The organism is Brevundimonas sp. (assembly GCF_035935935.1).
GTDB lineage: Bacteria > Pseudomonadota > Alphaproteobacteria > Caulobacterales > Caulobacteraceae > Brevundimonas.
Genome location: NZ_DASYWO010000005.1, coordinates 43,906 through 65,823 on the forward strand (window position 1 = coordinate 43,906; position 21,918 = coordinate 65,823).

Genomic DNA, 21,918 nt, shown 5'->3' on the forward strand with positions numbered 1-21,918 from the left:
TGTGTGGCAAGTACCACAAATGCGAACCGGAGCGACCATGCGAACCAGCCAGACCGATCCCATTCAGATCGCCGAAGTTCGCTGCGGTGCGGGCGTCGTCGGCGTCACCTTCTGTCCGGGGAAGTCAGGGCCGAGCGTGTTCGGTTCGCCATGGGCGAGGGATCTCGCCATGGACCTCGCCGAGCTCAGCCGGTGGTCGCCGTCGGCGATCCTCACCCTCATGAAACCCCATGAGCTGGATGGCCTTGGCGTCTCCGACCTAGGCCAAGCGGTCCGCCAGGCGGGTATCCGCTGGCTGCATGCCCCCATCAAAGACGTCGGCGTTCCCAACGCGGGTTTCGAAGCCCGTTGGGCCCTGCTCGGTCATTTGCTGCGTCAGGAGCTGCTCGCCGGCCGCAAGGTGCTGGTTCATTGTCGCGGGGGGCGTGGTCGAGCCGGGATGATCGCGGCTCGCCTGCTCGTCGAGCTCGGCGAAGACCCCGAGAAGGCGATCTCCCAGGTCCGTGCCGTTCGGCCCGGAGCGATCGAGACCCGCGCCCAGGAAGATCACGTCCGGAGCGTCCGTCCGGTCGGCAGTCATGACCGAGCCGACCGGATCTGGGGATGCTTGCTCGGAGGCGCAGTCGGAGACGCTTTCGGCTACGCCGTCGAGTTCGATCGCCTGGCGCGGATCAGAGAAAAACACGGCCCTGAGGGCCTCACGGAGCCGGAGCTGACCGACGGCAAGTTCGTCGTCAGCGACGACACCCAGATGACGCTCTTCACGGCTGAAGCGCTGGCCCGAGCATCTGAGCCGGACGACTTTCTCGAAGAATGCCGCGCGGCTTACCTCCGTTGGCATGAGACCCAGTCAGGGCGGCGTCCCCCGTCGGCGACCGGTCTGCTGAGGCATGATTGTCTATGGGCGCGACGCGCGCCGGGGATGACCTGCATGTCCGCTCTCGCGGCCGGAGGGAACGGCAGTCCGGAGCGGCCGCTCAACAACTCCAAGGGCTGCGGCGGAGTCATGCGCACCGCCCCGATCGGCCTGATGGGCTGGGGCGAAGAGGTCGCCTTCGACCTCGGGGCGCGAGCCTCTGCGCTCACCCATGGACATCCCAGCGGATACTTCTCCGGTGGCGCGATGGCGGCGATGGTCGCCACGCTCGTCACCGGCGATGACCTTCTTCACGCCGCTCGCAAGGCGCTGACCTTGTTGAGCGACAAGGCGGGAGCTGAAGAGACGTTCAAGGCGCTGGCGGCGGCCCTCGAAACCGCCGAGTCCACCTCGAACAGAGCCGGTGTGGCCGACGGCGCTCTGGGCGAAGGGTGGGTCGGCGAGGAGGCTCTGGCGATCGGCGTATATGCGGCCTTTGTCGCTGACGACTTCGCCGACGCGATGAAGATCGCGGCTAACCACGACGGTGACAGCGACTCCACCGCGTCCATCGCCGGTCAGCTCTACGGAGCCTGGAAGGGAACCGCGGACATTCCCTGGGAGTGGGTCGAGCGGTTGGACGTGCTGGACGCGATTTGTGAGGCGGCCGTGCCGCTGCTGAAGGGAGAACGAGATGCAAACTGACGCCGGCTCACGAACGATGCTCCAAGCGCGAGCCCTTGAAATCTGGCAGGTAATCCAGGGCTACGACGCGCCCTACGCCTGGTCGGTCGGCCCCAAGGCCCGCGCCAAGCTCGAGGACATCCTCGGCCGGCCCGTCGCCTGCTGGCAGGCGTCGACGCCCGCCGATGTCAATCGCAGCCTCCGCACCCTAATGCGGGACGTCCTGAACGACCCGGCGACGGATGCCGTCACGGCGGGCCGGCTCTACGGCTGGATCGTCGCGGACTGGGGTGGCGTCCGTCGGAACCGGTCGGAAGTGGAGACTTGGGCAGCGCCGAGCTTCGGCTGGCACGCGGGTTATGACGATGCCGTGCTCCTCGCCTACGCAGATCGGGTCGGGGTCAAGCGCATTTCGTCATGGAGCAAGGTGTTCGCCTTCGCGGCCCCTGACCGGCACGCGATCTACGACAGCCGGGTCGCCGTCGCGCTGAACCTCGCGCTGGAGCAACTCGGCGAAACCGAGAGATTCTTCATGCCGCCGTCCCGGGTCGTACGCGGGAAGGACGGCGCGTATCGGCCGAACGCGGTCGCGAGGGCTCGCGCGCGCATGAAGGGGGAGGGGCGCTTAGGCTACCGAGACTACCTGTCGTGGCTGGAGTCGGTTCGCTTCGCCGATGGACAGGACTTCCTGACCATCGAGGCGACCCTGTTCGCCGTCGCGCCTGAAATGGCCTCAGGCACTACCGAGGCTGCCGTCAGGGCCGGCGACGGATAGCCCAGATCAGGCCGGCGAGCGCGGTGGTGACGGTGCCGATGGCGGTCAGGACGGCGGCGAGCTCGAGAGGAGACATACGGGGACCTTGGAGAAGTTGTAGGGCGGTTACGCGAACCGGCCCACGATATAGACGCCCGGGGCTTGAAGTGCAAGCGTAAGAACCCTACACCTTCAAAATGACTCCGATTCGCACGCTGGAAGACGCCGCGGAACGCATTTTCGCCGGGCGTATGTCGTCTCGCCTCAAGCCCGGGCCGGACGTGCTCCCGGTCGTCGGCATGCGGGACGTCACGCGGGGGCTTTCCACCCCCGATCAACTCGAAACCGCGTCAGGGGTTAGCAAAAGCGACGCAAAGCACCTGCTCCTCGAGAAGAACGACATCGTGATGACGTCCAGGGGCACGGTTCGCACGGCCGTCGTCGACTCGAAGCACGCTGGTGCCGTACCTGGCGTCAACACTGTGGTCATCCGGCTCGAGGAGCCGAGCACAGCTGGGGCCTTCGCCGCCTACCTCCAGCATCCGCGCGTAGTCGCCACCCTGCTTCAGGATTTCGCGGGATCGAAGATTCCAGGTTTCAGCCTCGAGACATTAAGGGCCTTGCCTGTGCGGATTCCAGACCTGCAACAGCTCCATGTACTCGCCGAGATGGTCAATCAGGCTGGACGCTACAGGCTTGCGGCCATCAAGGCTGCCGAGGCCCGCCATGAACTCGCAGTCGAGCTGGTCGCGAAGAGTCTCGGAACCTGGAACGGAACGACGTGATCCCCGCACCTAAATCTAGCGGCCTTCGGCCGGCCGACCTCATCGCTTCGCTTCGTGGTTTCGAAAAAGCGAGCGCAGGCAGGCAAATCGCGACGCTGGCGTCGCTCGCCTTCCTCAGCCTTCCGATCGACGACGGGCCTGATGAGTGGAGATACATCCGGAACATCGCCGCTCACAAACACGGCCAAGGCCAACTTTCCCACCGCCTGTACGACCTAAGCAGCCGGGTGGAGCGCCACAACTCTGCCCTCGACGGCGTTTTCACCGAAACGCTCACGCCGGACGCCCTCCGATCGGGCGCCAGTCTGACCGACTTCATCCTTCTTGCATCAAGCGTCGTCGAGCAGGTGGGAGAGGATTGGAACAACTTCGGCCCATGGGTCGACGCCTTCTTGTCCGAGTCAGCGGTCGGCAAAAGCGTCGGGGAAGCTGGTACCCCGACTGCCGTGGCGCAGCTTCTTGCCAGACTCGTGCAACCCCAGCCGGGATGCGCCGTCTTGGACCCAGCATGCGGACCGGGCGAGGCATTGAAGGAAGTTGCGGCCCTTGAGCCGACGGTTGCGCTTTTCGGCCAGGAGGTCGACGGGCTCTCAGTCGCTGTTTGCAGGTTACGCTTGTATTTGCTCGGGCAGCGCGCCGACATCCGAGTCGGTAACGCCCTGTGGGAGCCGGCGCAGGCGCCGACGCCGGACGGTCGGTTCGATCGCATCGTGTGTGATCCCCCGCATGGACTGATCATCGCGTCGAGCTACGACGAGGCGCTTAAGCGCCGCTACAGCGATGTGTCGTCCAGGAGGAGTGAGGCTTGGTTCCTCGACCTATGCTTGGACAGGCTGAGGCCGGACGGAAGAGCGGCGCTCCTGTTGCCAATGGGGTTCCTCGCCAAGCGAGGTCGCGAGGCGAAGTATCGAGCGCGCCTCGTTCATGAAGGACGCATCGAGGGGGTCATCGCCTTACCTGGTGGGATTCTGCCAGGCACAGATCTTCCCACAGCGTTGCTCGTGCTTCGGGGCACCATGAGCTCTGACCGCGTAAGGTTCGTCGACGCAAGCTACCTGCTGTCAGGCGGAAAGCGAGCTTCGGAGCGCCTGACTCCGCAGCACGTCGGGGAGCTGGTCGACCTTTACAATACGCCATACGACGATCAGCGCGCTGCGCGCGTTCCGATCGGACTGATTCTCGAACGAGAGGCCGAGCTCCAGCCGCGGATGTGGATCGACACGCCGGAGGCCGACGCTCAATCAACGTCTGAGCTTTATCAGACCGCTCTTCAGGCCGAGGCAGAGGCAGAAAGGGCAAAGGTCGAGCTTGAGCGACTGATGACCTATTTTAAGCTGAGACTGTGAGGCCCAGACCGCAACTGCAGTCGGCTAGTAGTACTCGCGCACATAGGCGTAGGCCTTATCGAAAAGGTCGGCGTCCTGGTGCAGCTGGTAGCGCAGAAGCGTTTGTCGGAGGGCTTTCTTGACCTCCCGCTCGCCCGCATGGGTGGTCTGCCATCCCTCAAACCTGACGGCCCGGACGATCTCATCGATGTCGTCGACGACCCGCGACACCATGATGGGCGTCTTACCGTTTCTGGCCTCCTCGAGCAGTGCGGTGAGAGCGGCCTTGCCGGCGTCGATTTCCGGCTCCTCAGTCGACTGGCGCTCAGCCCTGACGACGTCCTTCGCGAGCGCCAGCAAAGCCTTCAGAAACTCGATCGACAGAAGAAGGCCCTGCTGATGCCTTTCGCGTAGGTCTTCAAGGCGCTCGCTAAGAGCCTTGAACGTCGGATTGCCGGCATGTTTCCGTAAACGGCCGTCAAGCTTGATGGCGATTTCCTTGGACTTCTTGTCAGGGTCGGGATCTCCCAGAACCGCTTGCAAGAGATCGGAATCGAGGACGATCAGATCCAGGTCGTCTCGGATCGCATCCACGTGCACGTTCGCGTGGATGATCTCGAGCGTCTTGGCCCCAAGTGCATGCCAGAGAAGTTTGCCCGTGCCAGTCGAAGGCTTCAGCGACTCGTAGACCTGTCCGAGCCAACGGTAGTCGGTTTCGAATTCCGAGAGCATGGGATCCGGCGAGAGCGCCTCCCAAATCCGGGCGAGCGTCGTGAAGTCACCTGCGAAGCGGTCCCGCACTTCGTTGTTCGACACGCAGTCCTGGGCTGCGATCAGTCCTTGATAGCCGCCGACGGTGCGATCGACTCCCGCGAAGTAGGCGAGGCAGGCCTGCACGGCGCCGGCCAGCGCGGCCTTCAGCAGCGAAATGTTGGACACGGCCTTCTTGACGCCCTGCTCATCGAACCGGAGCGCCTGAGCGACGTCGTCGAAGACCCCGAGATAGTCCACGATGAGCCCATGGGACTTTTGCTGACCATACGGACGGTTCGTCCGACAGATCGCTTGCAGAAGAGTGTGATCCCGTAACGGCTTGTCCAGATACATCGTCTGCAAGATCGGCGCGTCGAAACCGGTGAGCAGCTTTGCTGTGACGATGAGGATCTTGAGCGGGTCCTTAGGATCCCTGAAGCGATCGAGCAGCTTCTCTTCGGCGTCCCTATCGCGCCGGTAGGCGGCATATTCCGGCTCGTTGGCGTTCACCGACATCACGATGTCGGAGACCTCCGGAGGAAGCAGCTTATCAAGCGCTTGCTTGTAGAGCACGCAGCTTGGGCGATCGTAGACGACGACCTGAGCCCCAAAGCCGTTGGGCGCGACCTTGGCTTGGAAGTGCGCGGCGATGTCCGCGCAGATGGCATCCACGCGAGCCGGAGCCTTCACGAAGTTGGCCATGCTGGCGGCAGCCTGCCCCAGCTTGTTCCGATCCTCTTCCGTCAGATGTGCTGTGGTCGCCTGGTAAGCCTCTTCAATCGCCTTCTGGTCGATGTGAAGCTCGATCAGGCGGGGTTCGAAATGCAGCTCCTTCGTAGCTCCATCTCGAATGGAGTCATCCAGATCGTACCGGCTCAGATAGCCGTTCTCGTCCTCGTCCGCCCCGAACGCATAGAAGGTGTTCTTGTCGGCTCGGTTGATCGGCGTCCCAGTCAGGCCGAAGAGAAACGCATTGGGCAATGCGTCGCGCATCCGGCGGCCAAGATCGCCTTCCTGGGTCCTATGGGCTTCATCGACCAATACGACGATATTGGATCGGTCGTTCAGCACACCCTCAGCTTCTGCGAACCGATGGATCGTGGTGATGACGACTTTTCGAGCATCCCCTTCGAGCGTCGCTTCCAGCTCTTTGCGCGTCTCGGGACGCACGAGGTTCGGGATGTCCGCGGCGTAAAAGGTCCCGGAGATCTGACTGTCGAGGTCAATCCGGTCAACGACGATAAGCACAGTCGGGTTCTGAAGCGCGGGGTGCAGGCGGAGCTTCCTGGCTGCGAACAGCATCAGAAGAGACTTGCCCGACCCTTGGAAGTGCCAGATCAACCCCTTTTTCGGGTGTCCTGCCACGACCCGGGCCACGATCTTGTTGACCGCGTCGACCTGCTGATAGCGGGCGATAAGCTTTACGCGCTGCTTGCCCTTCAATGTGGCGAAAGCGGTGAAGCTGTCGAGCATGTCCAGGACCATGCCCGGGCTGAGCATCGAACAGACCACCTTCTCGACTTCGGTCAGCGATTGCTTGCCGCCTTCATTTCGCCAGGGGCCCCAAAACTCGACGGGCAGACGGATCGATCCGTAGCGGAGCTCCTTGCCTTCGGTGCCGACGGAAAAGACGTTCGGGACGAAGAGCTCGGGAATGTGAGGCTCGTAGTCGACGTGGACCTGCAGCGCCGCATCGACCCAACTCTCGCTGGATCTAACGGGTGTCTTGGCCTCGATCAGCACGAGTGGGATGCCGTTCACAAGAAGGATCAGGTCAGCACGTTTCTCGGCCTTGCCGGCCCGGAAAACGAACTGCTGCGTGACGACGAAGCTGTTGTTCTCGAGGTTTTCAAAGTCGATCAGGCGGATCGTGACGTGTTGCCCATCCGCGCCAAAGGGCATGGAGCGGTCGCCCTGCAGCCAAGCGGTGAACTCCTCATTCGCCTTCACCAGCCCGTCGGACCGTGCGCTCATCACGAGAGCTCGAAGGCGATAGAGAACGTCATCGGCCCGGCCGGGGTTGGCGGCGATGTCGGGGTTCAGCCGGATCAGGGCGTCACGCAGATGGGGTTCGATCAGCACCTCTTGCGGCTGGCGGGGAAGGTCGGCGGGGGCGACGTAGTGCCAGCCGAGGCCCGCGATCTTGCCACCCGTGCGGGCAAGGCCGATGGAAAGCTGCACCGGGCGGGCCGAGGCCGTGCCCGCGAGAAGGTCGCGCAGATGGGCTTCGACGGTGTTGGCTTCGGTGAAGGTCATGCACCCACCTCAGTTTCAGGAAAAACACCTTCACGCATCTTGGTATGGGCATCCTGCGCTTTTCGAATTCTATCCGCTGAATTTGCCAAGGCATCGGCCAAAAGTGAAATCCGCGCGCAGATTTCTCCTTGTTGTTCAATGGATGGAACAGGAACAGGAACAGGGTTTAGGTGCTTGTGATTTAGCTGCGGGACAGACGTTGTGTCAGCGAAGCGCCAGAGCCCAATGCCTTTGTAGAACCACATCAGATATTCAGCCGACACTTTCTCGGCTCGAGGCTCAAGCGCCATCAAATTCGGATCCAAGGCCGCTGGGTGCACAAGTATCCCGATCTTGTTCAGGAAAATTGATGCACCGCGTTTAGGGAAAACGACGGTTCCGGGCTGAAACACCCGAATACCAGGATTTGACTTGGCCGAGAACTTGACCTCAGCGTTCGCAAGCTTTCGATGGTCGCTATTGCGGTTAAAGTCAGCGACTTTGAAAAAGAGCGTGTCACCAGCTGCATCAGGGGTGGGTTCCCCATTCCCGCTGCGCGCGTGGTAAATTCGCTCCCCTTTCTCCACCTGAAAACGCCCCTTGTATCCCTGAGTCATCGAGAAACTACGAATTTCAATGGTTTCAAGGATGAGCGCGTCGAGAAGAACAGCTGCCTGTTCGTGCAGCAGAAAAAGGCAGTCCAAGTTGGTTGCCGACGCACTTAGCGCCTCTACCAACCGCGCCTGCTCCTGGATCGGCGGCAGCAAGAACTCGAAGCTGGCAAGGCTGGTCCAGGTGGTGCGCGGCGACAGCGACCCGGCCGAGGTGCCGACGGCGTGATCGAAGAAGGCATCGGTCTGGCACAGGAACGGCAGCAGTTCCGGCATCAGCCGGTCGTTTGCCGGTTCCAGTACATAGATGTCGCCAGAACAGACCCCTTCGAAATCCGCCACCGCCACCTTGCGCTGATAGGCGCGGCGCTTGCCGAACAGAACCTGCCCCGGCTTAACCAGCGTGGTGAAGGTCGTGCCATCGGCCACGTCACCCCAGCGCCGGATGCGCAGGTCGCCGGGTTCGATATGCTCCAGCCCCACGACACGTTCGATCCCGGCAGCCAGCGGATCGGCCACACGCGCTTTTGACAGGCGCACCACCTCGCCAAACGCTACCCGCGTCCACCCTGCCTTTGAACTCGGCCGCTCAAGCATCGGCATCCTCCGCAGGCATCAGGCCATCGAGCATGTCGACCAGCGCGTCCATGCCCGTCCAGAACTCGCGCCCGTCTTCATCAAACGCCGCCCAGGTCGCCGCCAGCGTGGCACTCCCGCCCGCCACCGCCGCCTTGGGCCGCTTCACATAGCGGGCAATCGACAGGTTGCCGTCCGCCGCTAGCACGTCGGCTATATCCGCCACCGCGGCAAAGCCGGGATCATCGGCAAAGGCGTGATAGGCCGACAGGATGCGCGCCTGATGTTCGGGACGCAGAAAGCTTTGCACCCGTTCGCGTGCAATCTCGGCCACCGCGTCGATGAACAGGATGCGCCCCTTGCGCGCCTCGGGCTTCTGCGATCGGCAGATCACCACGCAGGCCTCCATCGGCGAGTTGTAGAACAGCCCCGGCCCCAGCCCCAGCACGCACTCAACCCGGTCGGACTCGACCAGCCTGCGTCGCATCTCAGCCTCTTCATTTCGGAACAGCACGCCATGGGGAAACAGGATCGCGCAGCGCCCGGTCTTCGGGTGCATCGACGACAGGATATGCTGGAAGAAGGCGTAATCCGCCCGCCCCTGCGGCGGGGTGCCAAGGAAGTTGCGACCCCAGGCATCCTGCTCCCACGCGCCACGGTTCCATTTCTTGATGGAATAGGGCGGGTTCGCGAGGACGACGTCGAAGTTGCGAAGTCGATCGCCCTGCACGAAGGCGGGTGTGGCCAGCGTGTTGCCGCTGGCGATGTGGAAATCGTCCACGCCATGGATGATCAGGTTCATCCGTGCGATGGCGGCGGTGATGGTGATCAGCTCCTGCCCGTAAAGGCCGGTGGTACGAATGTCGCCGCCACGCCGCTTCACCTCGGCCAGGCACGAGATCAGCATGCCGCCGGTGCCGCAGGTTGGGTCATAGATGCTTTCGCCCGGCTGGGGCTCCAGCATCTGGGCCATTAAATGGACCAACGTCCGGTTGGTGTAGAACTCCTGAGCGGTGTGGCCGCTGTCGTCGGCGAACTTTTTGATCAGGTATTCGTAGCCGTTTCCGAGCTCGTCCTCGGGCACGGCGGCGAGGGTCAGATCGTGCTTGGAGAAGTGCTCGATCAGGTTCTTGAGCGTGGCATCAGGTATCTGGGCCTTGTCGGTCCAGTTGGCATTGCCGAACACGCCCCGGAGACGTTCGGGGTTCGCAGCCTCGATCGCCAGGAATGCTGAAAGAAGGACGCGCCCGACATCACGCGCAGAAGCGCGGACGTCCGCCCAATGAGCGCCTTGTGGAACGACGAAGCGATCATTGGCGCTGTCGACAGCATAGCGTTCGTCTCCGCTGTCATTGAGAGCCTGGCGGTAGTCCTCGTCCCAAACGTCCGAGAGGCGTTTGAAGAACATCAGAGGGAAGATGTACTGCTTGTAGTCGCTGGCATCGATAAGCCCGCGCAGCAGGGTTGCGGCCCCCCAGAGATAGCTCTCGAGCTCGCGTTGGGTCAGACCGCTCATTGCAGCCAACCTCCTTCGACCAGCACTTTGCGCAGATGGTCCTCGGCCGCCCGGGCATCGGCCAGCGCAGTCTTGAACGCCTCTACGGCCTCGGGCAGCGGCGGGATGTCCTGGCCGATGGGCGGCAGCACGTAGCGCGAGATGTTCAGGGTCCAACCTTCCTTCTTGATCTCGTCCGGCGTCGCCACCTTGGCGCGATCCTCGACATCCTCGAAGGCGCGGTACCAGGCTACGATCTGGTCGCTGTGTTCTTGGTCGAGGAAGTTTTGCGCCCGGCCTTTGCGGAATAGGTTGGAGGCGTCGACGACCAAAACTTTGTTCTTGCGAGCCTCTGGCTTTCTACGACGCAGGATGACGACGCACCCGGCCAGCTGCGTTCCGTAGAAAAGGTTCGGCGCCAGGCCGATGACCGCCTCGATCAGGTCGTGCTCGAGAAGGGCTTGGCGGATCGCCCCCTCTGCTGATTTGCGGAAGAGCGCCCCCTGGGGAAGCACGACCGCCATGCGGCCGTCGCCGGTCGTGGCGGTCGACGCCAACATGTGCTGGACAAAAGCGTAGTCCCCATAGCCCTCAGGCGGGATCCCATACTTGGCGCGCCCCCAGGGATCGGCCTCCCAGACGTCTCGGCCCCACTCCTTCAGGGAGAATGGCGGATTAGCGATGACGCAGTCGAAAGTGGCCAGTCCGCCAGTGCTGGAGTCGGTGAAGGCAGGGCTCCTCAGCGTGTCTTCGCGAGCGATCTGGAAGTCCTCAATGCCGTGCAGCACGAGGTTCATCCTTGCGATCGCCGAAGTGGTCAGGTTGCGCTCTTGACCATAAATCTTGCCGTAGAAGGTCCGGGGATCGCCTCCTTTTCGACGGACATGTTCGATCGCTCCGAGAAGCATGCCCCCTGTGCCGCAGGTCGGGTCGTAAATGCTCTCCCCTTCCTTTGGGTCGAGGATCTCGACCATCATGTTCACGACGCTGCGTGGGGTGTAAAACTCCCCAGCCTTGTTGCGGCGCGTGACGTCGGCGAACTTCCCGACCAGATACTCATACGCGTCGCCGAGCACGTCCGTGCTGACGGCACTGTTGCCGAGCGGGATGGACGAAAAGCTGTCGATGAGATCGATCAGGAGCTCATCGGTGAACTTTTCCTTGTTGCCCCAATCCGCCGTGCCGAAGACGCGATAAAGGGTGTCTGGGTTCGCGCGTTCAATCTCCTGCATCGCGCGCTGCAGTGCCGCGCCCACGTTGGTCGCCACAGAGCGAACATCGCGCCAATGGCAACCCTCCGGCACGTGAAAGCGATGCTCTTCAGGATATAGAGACGGATCGACGTCTCCATAGATCTTTACGGCTTCAGCCGTCTCTTCGTCCCAGCAGTCCGAGATCCGCTTCAGGAAAATGAGGGGAAGGATGTATCCCTTCCAGTCCGTCCGATCGATCGCCGAACCACGTAGCGTATTTGCAGCGTCCCAAAGTGAGGAACGCAGGGCTGGCGAGCTAGGATCGGCCATCTGTTCCTGCTGAAGAGTCCTAGTGGTGGGGGTCGGAGCGTATCGACGACGCCGAATCGACGTTGCCGCGAGCGGGGCAGGGCTAGCAGCTCTCGGCTCCGACGTAGTTGCCTTCCCAATCTCGGCGACCTCGCAGCACCGGGATTACAGTCGAGGGTGGCCGGATGTAGGGGATGATCCCTGAAGCGGGATCCTGAGCCAATCCCCACGCGAGAAGCAGTCTTTCCTGATCGGTGTCCAGGTCGCGCTCTAGCCAGCGGCTGACGCCGGGTGACCGCATGGGAGCCAGAAACGCCTTTGAGTAACCCTCGTAGGTCGCTTGGTGCAGCGCGGTCATCCGACCACCGCCGACGTAGATCATCGGCTTGGTCGATCCCCCTTCGCCGGGGAGGAAGGTGAAGTGCTTCGTTCTGAAGGTCTTCGACAGAACGGACTTCGTGTGTTCTTGGCAGGCAGAACGAAAAGTTGGCTCGGGCACCCCTGCGGCTAGGGCGGCCTGCAGCGCCTGGGCCCCCAAGATCTGCACGCCCGACTCGTAGACCTCCAGCGGGTGCTCCCCGTCGGGAATATGGAGGGTGGCCACGTCCAAAGTGGCCGCCCCTACGTCGACAAGGATGTGTGGCCCCACCGCCCTTTCAGGCGTCAGCATGTAGCCGGCGACGACGCCCGCAAGTTCTTCAAACAGCTGGTAGGGCGTATCCGCCGACGTCTCCAGTAGGCCGGCATCTCGAGACAGGGCGTCCCTGATGTCATCGAGACGCAGTTCGGCAGCTGTCGGAGCGAGGGCGAAGGCAGCTTTGACGACTTGATGGAAGCCTGCGACCCGCGGATCCTCCTCCAGCGACGGAACCGGTACGCCCACATGAAAGCGTGAATAGTGGCGAGGAGCGCCACCCATCCGCTCGATACGCTCCGCGTCGGCTCCGACGATGTAAGCGATCAGGAGAGCCAAGTAGGCGGCTGCGGCGGCGTTGTGGGAGATGCCGGCGAAGAGCATCCGATGACCGTCCGCCTGGATCAGGCCAGTCTTGAATCCCGTGATCGAACGAGCTGCCGCGGAAGGGGCAAGCCGGAAGCATGCGGCGGCGTCCTCATACCAAACACACGTTTGCCAGAGATGCTGCTGACGCCGCCCGTCTTCATCGACCCGAAGGCCTACGGGGACGTCCAAAGCATAATCTGCGTCGGCGGTGTCGCTGCAGAGCACGACCTTGGTCGCGCTGGTCCCAAAGTCTAGACCGACACGATAGCCCATCGGGTCAGGATCAGGCCGAGAACGCAGGATCCCAGCTCCCCTTTCGATGCGCGCTTGGATCGAACGCGTCGTCGCTTCGTCGAGGCTATCCAGAACCGGCGCTGTCGTGGCCAGCGTTGCCCCGTCTACGGCTTCAAGGACGTACCGCAGGGCTTCAGGCCCGGCGAGGGCCGCGGGTCCTTCCGGCCTAGCCGGTTTCGGTCCCTTTCGCGTAGACTCCAGCTTGGGCGTTAGACGCCCCGGTTTGACTCGAACGGGTTGAACCGCAGCGACTGACCGTGTGTTGCGGCGCTTATTCTTTTTGCGGAATGGCGTCGATACGGGTCCGTTCGCAGACGGCGTGTTCGGAGAAGGGCTGGCGGCGTGAACGGGGACCGCTGCTGCGGCTCCCTTGGCCAGCTGCTGCGACACCGCTGGATCCCGCTCGGGCGCCGGAGGGTCATTCGGCGGCGCCTTTAGAACAAGGTTCGCCAGGACGTCGAAGGGACTCGGGCTGCGCGACTTCGACATCACACAAGCTCCACGATGGCGGCGACGTGGGTCTCGGGCTCGCTGCAGTCGAAATCCGACGCGGCGCGGACCTGGGCGATCTTGTGCTCCATTCGCGCGACGTATTTCGCCAGCTTGGCGCGTTCCGCCGGCACGATCCGTGCCTTGCTGCCGCCTGCGCGAAGCCTCTCCTCGTTGAGCTGCTCCACCCGGGTTCGCTTGGCTTCCAACTGCTGCTGGAATACCGCGATCAAGGTTTCGCGCTTGTCGCTGTGGGAGGCCTCCTCAGTGTCGAAGAACGAGTCGAACTCACGAGCCAAATGTCCGTGAACCAAAACGCCTTCCAGCGTTGCAGCAGCCGCTTCGGCCTCGCCCTGCGGAACGACGGCTGGAGACATTTCTCGAGCGGCCGTCATCGCGAGGAGCTCGGCCTGTTCGTCTCCAATGACCTGACCGCTCTCCAGGTGAATGGCGGCGTAAATCAGCCGGTCCTGCGGAGCGGCGCCACCCGCAGACCATTTCTGGACGACCAAGCCGTACTTGCCGCGAGTGAAGTCAGCCAAGGCCCCGTCAGCGGTCAGCCGGCCGCAAACCGCCGGCCGGGGGGCGAGCCCCCGACCCGCATCAGTTCGGAGTTTGGCGGCGAACTTGACCAGCGGGTGTCCGGTGGTGATCGCTTCAACGCGCGCCCGGCCCGCTGCCTCGGGCAGTTTGCCGAAGACGATGCGGTGCCGCTCCTGGCGACGTAGATCCGTCTTGAACCGCTTGCTCCTCTCCTCGAGGAACTCGCGGAACGCCAGATGACCGGCTGCAGTGAACGCGAAATCGTAGGCTTCATAGTCGGTGGGAGCACGCTCGAGCAGCGTGCCGGGGAAGGCTGACGAGAGCGCACCCGACACATATTCGAACAGTTCGAACGGTTGGATCCAACGCTGCTGCTCATGTGTGCGCTGGATCCGGTTCAGGATCATGTCGCCATGAGCGATGAGTCCGGCTGCCTCTTGCTCAAGCGCTTCCTCCTGCAGCCGGCGCGCTTCCGCGGCGCTGGCTTGGCGCTCCAGCTCCTCATTGGCCTCGGCGGCACTGAGAGCCGGGTCCAGGAGCCGGTTCTCCAGCTCTCTGACGATGTCGCCGAGGATCGGCTCGTAACCCCCAAGCGTCTGCACGATCAGGTTCAAGCGCTCGTAAAGGCGCCGGTAGATCTGCTCTTCGATCGTGCCTTCACAGACCAGGCTCAGGATCTCGACCGAGGGAGATTTCTGGCCGATGCGGTCGATCCGGCCGATGCGCTGCTCGACCTTCATGGGGTTCCATGGGAGGTCATAGTTGATCAGGATCCTGCAGAACTGCAGATCAAGGCCCTCTCCGCCGACCTCGGAGGTGAGTAACACCATGGGCCCGTCGCCGTCGCGAAACTCGCGCAGGATGTCGTTTCGGTCGCGCTTCACCGAGCCATGCATCTTCAAGCACGGCGTCTTCTCCTCGGTCAGGCGGTTCTCGAGGTAATCGATGGTGCCGCGGAAGCTGGAGAAGACGATGATCTTCTCGAAAGGGTGGGCGGCCCAGGTATCGGAAAGGGCTCGGCGCAGCAGCTCAAACTTGCTGTCGTCGATCGTCAGCTGCCTCAGGACAGCGGGATCCCCGCACCCCGACGAGAGCATCGCGGTCAATGGCCCAGGCGCATTGGATGCGTCGGCCTCGTCGGGATCGTCCAAGCCGAGATCGGTCTGCGCGCCTGACCATCGCTGGTACGCCGCCGGCAGACAGGAGGCCAACATGCGCTGGCTGTTCGACAGGAGAAAGCGTTCATTGACGTTGGCGCTAAGCGCGTAGTCGATGATGGCGTTCGAAGCCGCGTCATAAAACGCTTGTTCAGTCTCGCACATGGACCACAGTCGGCAGTCCGGTCGCCGTTGAACCTTGAAGTCGTTCACGTCCCGACGCCGGGTGCGATTCACGATCCCGCCCAGCATCGACATTTCTTCCAGGCGAGCGGCGATCATGGCCCTCTCTGACGAGGGGATCGGTCCGCTCTTCCCCGCAACCAGCCCCTTCAAGACCGCCAGACGTCCGTCAGTCTTTAGGAACCGGCCCGGCGCAATCTGATCGATCGTCTCGCCCAGATCGGCGAAGGTCGCGTCGGTCCGCAGCGCGCATTCACGAGCCGCGACGATGGGCACGTTCTCCGTTTGAAGCTGGCTGAAGATCCACTCGCGGTCGAACAGATCAGGTTCGACAAGCCTCAGTATCGAGCGAAGATCTTCGCTGCGCAGGTTGATCGGTGTCGCTGAAAGCATGAGCTTGTAATCAGCGAGCTCGACGATCTGTCGCGCAGTGCGATGTTGCGCCGTCTCAGAGTTTCTGAGGTGATGCGCCTCGTCGAAGACCACGAGGTCAAAGAGAGGGTCGCCCGCGATGCGGTCGCGCAGATAGCGCGCCAGATCAGCTCGCGCGCTCTTCGCCGGCTCGTCGGGATCATCCCAATTTTTCGGCGCGCGAATGCCCGAGAGCGTGGCGACGACGGCGAAGTCTTCGCCGGTCCGCTCATGCTCTTGGAGTGTCTGCAGCAGGTCTGAAGCGTCCACGGCTTGGGCTCGGACGCCGAACTTTTGACTGAGCTCCATTCGCCACTTTTCCTGAAGTGACTTCGGACACACCACCAGGAGCCGCTGCATGTCGTACCGCGCCACCAGTTCGGTCCATACCAGGCCGGCCTCGATCGTCTTCCCCAGGCCGACCTCGTCGGCGATCAGCAGCCCCTTTGAGGCCGCATTGAGGATCTTCACCACCGGCTTGAATTGGTAAGCATGGAACTCCGTATTGGTGCTCTCCATGCTGTAGATGAGGTCCGCAAGCCGACCGGTCAGCCGGATGTGCGTCAACGTGTGGCTGAGCGCCGAGCGGTGAGAGAACTGGCCTCCCCTGAGGTCGGCCAGGGCATCGGGAGCCGCGGTGACCGGCTCGAGCGCCATGTGAAGCAGGAGCTTCCTCTCCCCGTTCGCCAGCCGGACCCACTGATACAGGCGTCCGCCGGAGACCTTCGTCTCTGCAGTGGCGACGCCCACTTGAGAAGGGTCATTGCGGTTTCGTACCGCGGTGCCTTCGGCGTACATGTCCAACCCTCCCCTCCGAACCTTAGCTTTCCCGTCGACGTAGTCCACGGTTGTGCTCAGTGAGCTGCCTCGGCACGCGCTAGAAGATCCAGTCGCGGCAGATCGGAGAGGCCTGGCGTCGGTAGATCCAAAAGACGGCGGCCCTTGATCACGACCGCGAGGCACTTCGCCCGGCTGATGGCGACGTTCAGGCGGTTGCGGTTGAACAGGAACTCCGTCCCGCGAGGCGCATCGCCTCCGAAGGACGTCGCCATGGAGACCAGCACCACCGGCGCTTCCTGCCCTTGGAACTTGTCGACGGTCCCGACCCGAGCGCCCTTGGGCAGCCGCTTCTTGAGCAGCCCGACCTGCATGTTGAACGGGCTGACGATGACGACGTCATCCAGTGTGATCGGCTTCTCTTCGCCAGCCTGGTCGATCCAGCGCTGGCGCGCGAGCTGACCGAGCAGCTCGGCTACCACCGCAGCCTCCTCTTCGGAGCTCTGCGTGCAACCTTCGTGGTCCAAGTCGATCGTGCTGATTCCCGTGGGCCGCAGGGCCTCGTGCAGACCGTCTTCGAGGATCAGGCGCTGCCCTTCGGTGCTCGTCTCCGCCCGCAGCCGGCCTTCGTAGACGGCGTCGGAGATGAAATCGCAAACGTCCGGGTGCATCCGCCAGGAGATGTTCAGCAGGATGCCTCGCTCCGGCGGGACCGTAGGATGGTCCTGCATGGGGTAGTCCATGGCAGAAAGCCCCGTCTCGCCAGGGTGCACGCCCTGCACGGGCTGAGGCAGCTGCATCTGATCGCCGACCAGGACGAGGTTTTTGGCGCAGCCGGTCATGGCCAGAAGGTTGCCGAGCGAGACCTGACCGGCTTCATCGACGAACAGGAAGTCGAAGGAGTCGGCCGGGTGCTTGGCGAGCTCATAAGCCGTCGCCCCAACTAGCTGATGCTCCCCCGGGTTCTCGTTCAGCGAGGCCTTGCTGATGATGCCGTAGCCCGTGAACACAGTCTCAGCATCCCCGGCCGTGCATTTCTTCACGCCGTCCAGGGGCAGCCCCTGGGCTTCGCAGTGTCGAGAGATCCCGGCCAGCAGATTGATGATGGCCTTGTGCGAGTTCGAGGACACCGCCACGCGCTTGCCGTCCTGAAGCAAGGCGCAGATGGCGCGCGCCGTCGAGTAGGTCTTCCCCGTTCCCGGCGGCCCCTGAATGATGAGACAGCTGCGGTCCAAGGCCCGGACCGCCGAGATCGTCCCCGCCACCAAGTCCTCGCCGTCAGGCACCACCGGAAGGTCGTCAGGACGCCCTTCCAGTCGCGGGGATCTGCGGCGCAGCATGTCCAGGACCGCCCGGTCTGTGTCGAGGTCGCCGTTGGCGATCCTCAAGCCGAACTCGACCAGCGCCCGTTCCAGGACATCCTGGTCAAGGGGCTGTCCGGGCGAGAGGCTCGCAGTTTCCGGAAACTCGCCCGACTTGGCCTGACGCCTGAGCGTGACTGTACAGGCCTCAAGGTCCAAGTCCGCGATCGACCCCGCCGCTTCCAGCGTGAGGGCGATCTTCGGCCGATCCCCCACCCTAAGCTTGGTGTCCTGGGGCGGGAAGGCATAGGTCGCCACCAGCGACCGCTTGTCCGCCCCGCAATCGATCAGCGTCAGACCACCCAGGCTTTCCGCGTCCTCGATCAGGTCCTCATCGGTCCAGGTCTGGCGATCGAACACCGCCCACCATTGAGGCTTCTGCGACCTTTGGTGAAACCAGAGCAGTTCGGCGATCAGCTCTCGAAGGCGGGGCTCAAGCCCCTCCTGACGACGGATCGCTTCCGCCAGCGCCCTGCGCTCTTGCTCGAACTCCTGACGTTGCAGCGCTCGAGGGGACGGCTCGCTCGGTGCTTCGGGCTCCCGCACGGCCAAGCCGAACGGCGCGTCGTCAGGCCTCAGTCCTTCTAGCCAATCACGCAGCTTGGCCGTCGAGACGCAGTCGTCTTCGTTGTAGCGCTCGATGGCGTCGAGAATGGCCTGATCGCCCAGCTCCCGCCACCGCTCGTACTCCACGATGCTGTCCCCGGCGTTGGTCACCTCGCCGGACCGCTCGCCCCAGTAGATCTTCTCCAGGTCCTTGAGCGAGTAGCTCTCAGTGGACGCCCGGATCGCGTTACGCACTACCGCGTAGAGATCCACGAAGCGCTGCTCGCGCAGCATCTGGTCGAGCTCGGCCTCGCGGGTCGCGTACTTCATCGCCAACCGCTTCAGGGCGGTGGTCTCGTAGGGCGCGTAGTGGAAGATGCGCGCCGTCGGATGGCGGGCCAGGTGATCCGCGAACAGATCCATCAGCTTCTCGAACGACGCCTTTTCCGCGGCATGGTCGTGGGCCCACAAGGCGACGAACCGATCGGAACCGTCATCGCCAAGAGGACCCCAAAGGCCGTGAAGGTACTCCAGCCCCTCCGGATAAAGCGGGTCGCCCTCGATGTCGTAGAACAGATCGCCCGGCTGCGGCGGCGGCAGGATGGCGAACCCGCGCAGAGGCTGGCTCGGCAGAACTTCGGCGACATGCCGGCCCGCTGACGTGCCTTGCCGCTGAAGGCGCGCTTGGGCCGTCAGCTTGGCCAGGACCTCATCGCCGATGCCCGCCACCTTGGCGCCGTCCGGCAGGGCGGCGACGTCGCTGAGCGTGCGGATGCCCGCCTTCGCCAACTTGACGATCTGGTCGCCGCGCATCCCCGCCACGAACACAGGGCTGTCCGCCGCACGCCATTCGGCCGTGCAGCGCTCGAGGAAGTCGCAGTGCCCGCACGCGCCGTTCTTGACGGGGCGGGTTTCGCCCGGGGCGTCGACGAAGGCTTCGAAGCTTCGCATCATCCGCCGCGTGATGTGGCGGGTGTCCTCCAGGCGGAATCGCTCAGGGTCGCCGCCGGAACCGTGGATCACTCCCTCGGCCGGGAAATGTCCCGTGGCCGTCTCCAGCAGCGCCGCATAGACGCCGAGCTGCATGAGGTGTTCGGCCTTGGCCTTGCGGGCGAGCTTGGCGTCCTCCGGCTGGTACAGCCACGTGCCATCCTCGGCCTGACCGCAGAGTGTGAGGAAGTCCGGGTAGCCGACCCAGCGACCATCCGTGAGCGCCGCCTGAAAGATCAGCGGAACGCCGTCGGACATCGCTTGGGCGGTGGCCGCCGCCCGCTCCGCCGGCGACCCCTCGGTCGGGATTTCTACGAACTCGCCATAGCCCTTCTTCAGGAAGTCGAGCACCTCGGCTTCGTGTTCAAAACCCTTGTCGCGGATCAGTCGAACGGCGTCGTCCGCACGTTCCGGAGGTTTCACGCCCTGCAGCCAAAGCGCCGCCTGATGCGGGCAAGACTGGAAGCCGTTGAGGCGTGAGGCGGAGAGAAGCTTGGTCATGGGATCAAGCCTGAGCCGTATTTGCGACAAGAGCGGTCGCGGACTGTGGGCGGTGGCGCTCAAGCGCGCGCTGGAGCTCCTGGACCATCACTTCGCCAAGCCGGACGGGTGAGAGGATTTCGACTTCGCCGCGCCAAGTGAACAGGTGCCAGGCCAGCTCCAACATGCCGCCGGTTTCGAACTCGACGATCAGGGAGCCGTCGTCTTCGTGCGTCACCGACTGCCCAGGATGGAAGCGCCAGCGGGCCGCCTCCACCGCCGCCTCGCCTGTGAACCGCAGCCGGACTTGCTCCACCTGATCGTGAAACACGCCGAACGACCTCGCTGTGTAATCGGAGATCGAGAAGTCCTCCGGCGGCGCGCCCGGGACGTCCAAAACCTCGAAGTCCGCGATCCGGTCCAGTCGCCAGTTTCGCGGTTGGCCCGAGGCCCCCTCCGCCCCCACCAGGTAATTCATCCGCTCGAAGAAGAGCCCGTAAGGGATGAGGGTCCGAAGCGCGCCGGGCTTCGATCCGCCCAGGTATCGGAAGCGAACCTGACACATGCCCATCAGCGCGCGCCTGATGCCGGCCAACAGCTCGGGGTCCTCCACCGGCTGGGGGCCGGCGCGGATGCCGGTCAGCTCGGCGCGTGCGAGGGCGTCCACGTCGGGAGATATCCGACGACGATGCTCGGCCTTCAGAGCGGCGCGGATCTTGTGGTCCAGCCCCTCCAAAACCGACGCCCGATTGACGTGGCCGCTCGAGCGAAGGGTCTCCACAGCCCGGGTCAGCTCGACCAGTTCTTCAGTGGTCGGCGACTGATAAAAGCCATCCAATCCGCGCGGAATGCGAAAGCGCTTGCTCACGCCTTCCTGCACGACCTCCATCTGGGGGAAGACCTGGGCGACGGCGTCACGCATGCGCTCGGCCGTCCGGCGACATACGCCGAGGCCCTGCGCCATCTCCTCGGTGCTCAGACCTTCGGCGCTGGCCGCCAAACGGCGGGCGAGCTCAAGCACCGAGGTCGCCTTGTCATGCCGCATCGAACCCCCCTTTCGATTTGCGACCGAAGCTGTCGGAAAAGAACCGTAGCGTGTCCCTCGTCGCCAGCAAGGGAGGAACGACATGGATCTGCAGCTCACCACTCACGCCACCATCCGCGCTTCCCAGCGGGGCGTGCCCCACGACCTCATCGCCGACCTGCTCGCCCATGCCGATTTGGAGACGCCCGTGGGCGGTGGTCGCGTCGCCTTCAGCGTCAGCCGGCGACGGCTCGCCGATTGCGACGTGCGCCGCAGCGCCGGCCGCAACCTCGACCGCCTGCGGAATCTTGCGGTGGTCTGCGACGCCTCGGATGGCGCGGTGATCACGGTGCTGCATCAGCAAGGCCAGAAAGGCCGTCGCTATCATCGAGCCTGAACCGGCTCGTTCTTCGGTTGCGTGAACGCGGCGCGCCGGCACTATTCGACGACCGGTGTGACGCCGGCAAACAGGGGGAGCTGCGGTGGCGGCGTTCGACGAGAAGCATGTTCAGAGCGCGATCGCCCGCTTGCCGGCCATGGCGACCAAGGGCATCCGCGAGTTGCGGAGCCGCGCGGAGTCTCAAGAGCTCGCCGCGCTCATTGCGGCCTGCGACGCCGAGCTCGAGGCCCGACCGGTCGACTTCAGCGCCGACGAAGCGGTGGATCATCTGGCCATGGCGAGAGCCACGGACGGCATGGACTTCATCGACGCCGTGGCCGTCGCCTTTTCCAAGGTCAGGCCGCCCAGCGAGGTCGAACACGCCTTCCTGACCTGGATCGCCGGCAATCCCGGGGCCAGCTACGAGGAGGCGGTCGCCCAGAGAGGCAAGGGCGACGTCGGCTTGCTGATCGGCCACCTCATCTACGATCGCTTCGGGTGCTTCCGCAGGTTCGTCGCCGAAGGCGCCGACCTCTCCAGCCTGATGCTGATCAAAGACCGGTCGGGCCGCAGCGTGAGGTACACGCTCCGCGACGAGGCTCGCGAAGGCCTGAAACGCGCAGGCGTCCTTTGACCGTCGCTTCCGCAGTCCCACCGGATCTGCAGCGTCTCGCCGGCTTCTTCGAAAGCGTGCGAGCGCTCCGG

General features: G+C 63.7%; 14 protein-coding genes. 6 read left to right on the forward strand and 8 right to left on the reverse strand.

Translation table 11 applies throughout. The annotated features are described in order from the left end of the window. The first annotated feature begins 37 nt into the window (after positions 1-37). The 4 genes from VGR32_RS05000 to VGR32_RS05015 all read left to right on the forward strand — a co-directional run bounded on the left by VGR32_RS05000 (position 38) and on the right by VGR32_RS05015 (position 4,425). Positions 38-1,561 carry an ADP-ribosylglycohydrolase family protein gene (locus tag VGR32_RS05000; protein WP_327448688.1) on the forward strand — a complete coding sequence of 508 codons (1,524 nt, stop codon included), beginning with the start codon at positions 38-40 and terminating at the stop codon, positions 1,559-1,561. Next, positions 1,551-2,315 carry a hypothetical protein gene (locus VGR32_RS05005; RefSeq protein ID WP_327448690.1) on the forward strand — a complete coding sequence of 255 codons (765 nt, stop codon included), beginning with the start codon at positions 1,551-1,553 and terminating at the stop codon, positions 2,313-2,315. Before VGR32_RS05000 ends, VGR32_RS05005 begins: the two co-directional genes overlap by 11 nt. A 176-nt stretch (positions 2,316-2,491) precedes the next feature. Continuing rightward, positions 2,492-3,079, forward strand: a complete 588-nt coding sequence (locus tag VGR32_RS05010; RefSeq protein WP_327448692.1) for a hypothetical protein — start codon at positions 2,492-2,494, stop codon at positions 3,077-3,079. Further along, positions 3,076-4,425, forward strand: coding sequence for an HsdM family class I SAM-dependent methyltransferase (locus tag VGR32_RS05015; RefSeq protein ID WP_327448694.1), 1,350 nt, complete (start codon positions 3,076-3,078; stop codon positions 4,423-4,425). The genes VGR32_RS05010 and VGR32_RS05015 overlap by 4 nt, the downstream gene beginning before the upstream one ends. A gap of 24 nt (positions 4,426-4,449) precedes the next feature. Here VGR32_RS05015 and VGR32_RS05020 read toward each other — a convergent pair whose 3' ends face one another. The 8 genes from VGR32_RS05020 to VGR32_RS05055 all read right to left on the reverse strand — a co-directional run bounded on the left by VGR32_RS05020 (position 4,450) and on the right by VGR32_RS05055 (position 20,855). Next, positions 4,450-7,413: an HsdR family type I site-specific deoxyribonuclease gene (locus VGR32_RS05020; protein WP_327448696.1), complete on the reverse strand. Its 2,964-nt coding sequence runs from the start codon at positions 7,411-7,413 to the stop codon at positions 4,450-4,452. Further along, positions 7,410-8,606 carry a restriction endonuclease subunit S gene (locus VGR32_RS05025; protein ID WP_327448698.1) on the reverse strand — a complete coding sequence of 399 codons (1,197 nt, stop codon included), beginning with the start codon at positions 8,604-8,606 and terminating at the stop codon, positions 7,410-7,412. Before VGR32_RS05025 ends, VGR32_RS05020 begins: the two co-directional genes overlap by 4 nt. Further along, positions 8,593-10,095, reverse strand: a complete 1,503-nt coding sequence (locus tag VGR32_RS05030) for a class I SAM-dependent DNA methyltransferase (RefSeq protein WP_327448700.1) — start codon at positions 10,093-10,095, stop codon at positions 8,593-8,595. Before VGR32_RS05030 ends, VGR32_RS05025 begins: the two co-directional genes overlap by 14 nt. Continuing rightward, positions 10,092-11,597, reverse strand: coding sequence for a class I SAM-dependent DNA methyltransferase (locus VGR32_RS05035; protein ID WP_327448702.1), 1,506 nt, complete (start codon positions 11,595-11,597; stop codon positions 10,092-10,094). The genes VGR32_RS05030 and VGR32_RS05035 overlap by 4 nt, the downstream gene beginning before the upstream one ends. 82 nt (positions 11,598-11,679) lie before the next feature. Beyond that, positions 11,680-12,852: a hypothetical protein gene (locus VGR32_RS05040; RefSeq protein ID WP_327448705.1), complete on the reverse strand. Its 1,173-nt coding sequence runs from the start codon at positions 12,850-12,852 to the stop codon at positions 11,680-11,682. 509 nt (positions 12,853-13,361) lie between these two features. After that, positions 13,362-16,454 (reverse strand): helicase-related protein, encoded by a 3,093-nt coding sequence (locus VGR32_RS05045; RefSeq protein WP_327448707.1) that lies wholly within the window; start codon positions 16,452-16,454, stop codon positions 13,362-13,364. A 56-nt stretch (positions 16,455-16,510) separates the two neighbouring features. Next, the gene (locus VGR32_RS05050) at positions 16,511-19,831 is read right to left on the reverse strand and encodes a TM0106 family RecB-like putative nuclease (RefSeq protein ID WP_327448709.1); all 3,321 of its coding nucleotides are present in this window, start codon (positions 19,829-19,831) and stop codon (positions 16,511-16,513) included. A gap of 4 nt (positions 19,832-19,835) precedes the next feature. Continuing rightward, positions 19,836-20,855: a WYL domain-containing protein gene (locus VGR32_RS05055; RefSeq protein WP_327448710.1), complete on the reverse strand. Its 1,020-nt coding sequence runs from the start codon at positions 20,853-20,855 to the stop codon at positions 19,836-19,838. Positions 20,856-20,937: 82 nt separating this feature from the next. On the opposite strand from VGR32_RS05055, the gene VGR32_RS05060 reads away from it, so the two are divergent. Both VGR32_RS05060 and VGR32_RS05065 read left to right on the forward strand, forming a co-directional pair. Further along, the gene (locus VGR32_RS05060; RefSeq protein ID WP_327448712.1) at positions 20,938-21,231 is read left to right on the forward strand and encodes a hypothetical protein; all 294 of its coding nucleotides are present in this window, start codon (positions 20,938-20,940) and stop codon (positions 21,229-21,231) included. 85 nt (positions 21,232-21,316) lie between these two features. Next, a complete protein-coding gene (locus VGR32_RS05065) occupies positions 21,317-21,847 on the forward strand; it encodes a hypothetical protein (protein ID WP_327448714.1) in 531 nt (176 codons plus the stop codon). Positions 21,848-21,918: the final 71 nt, after the last annotated feature.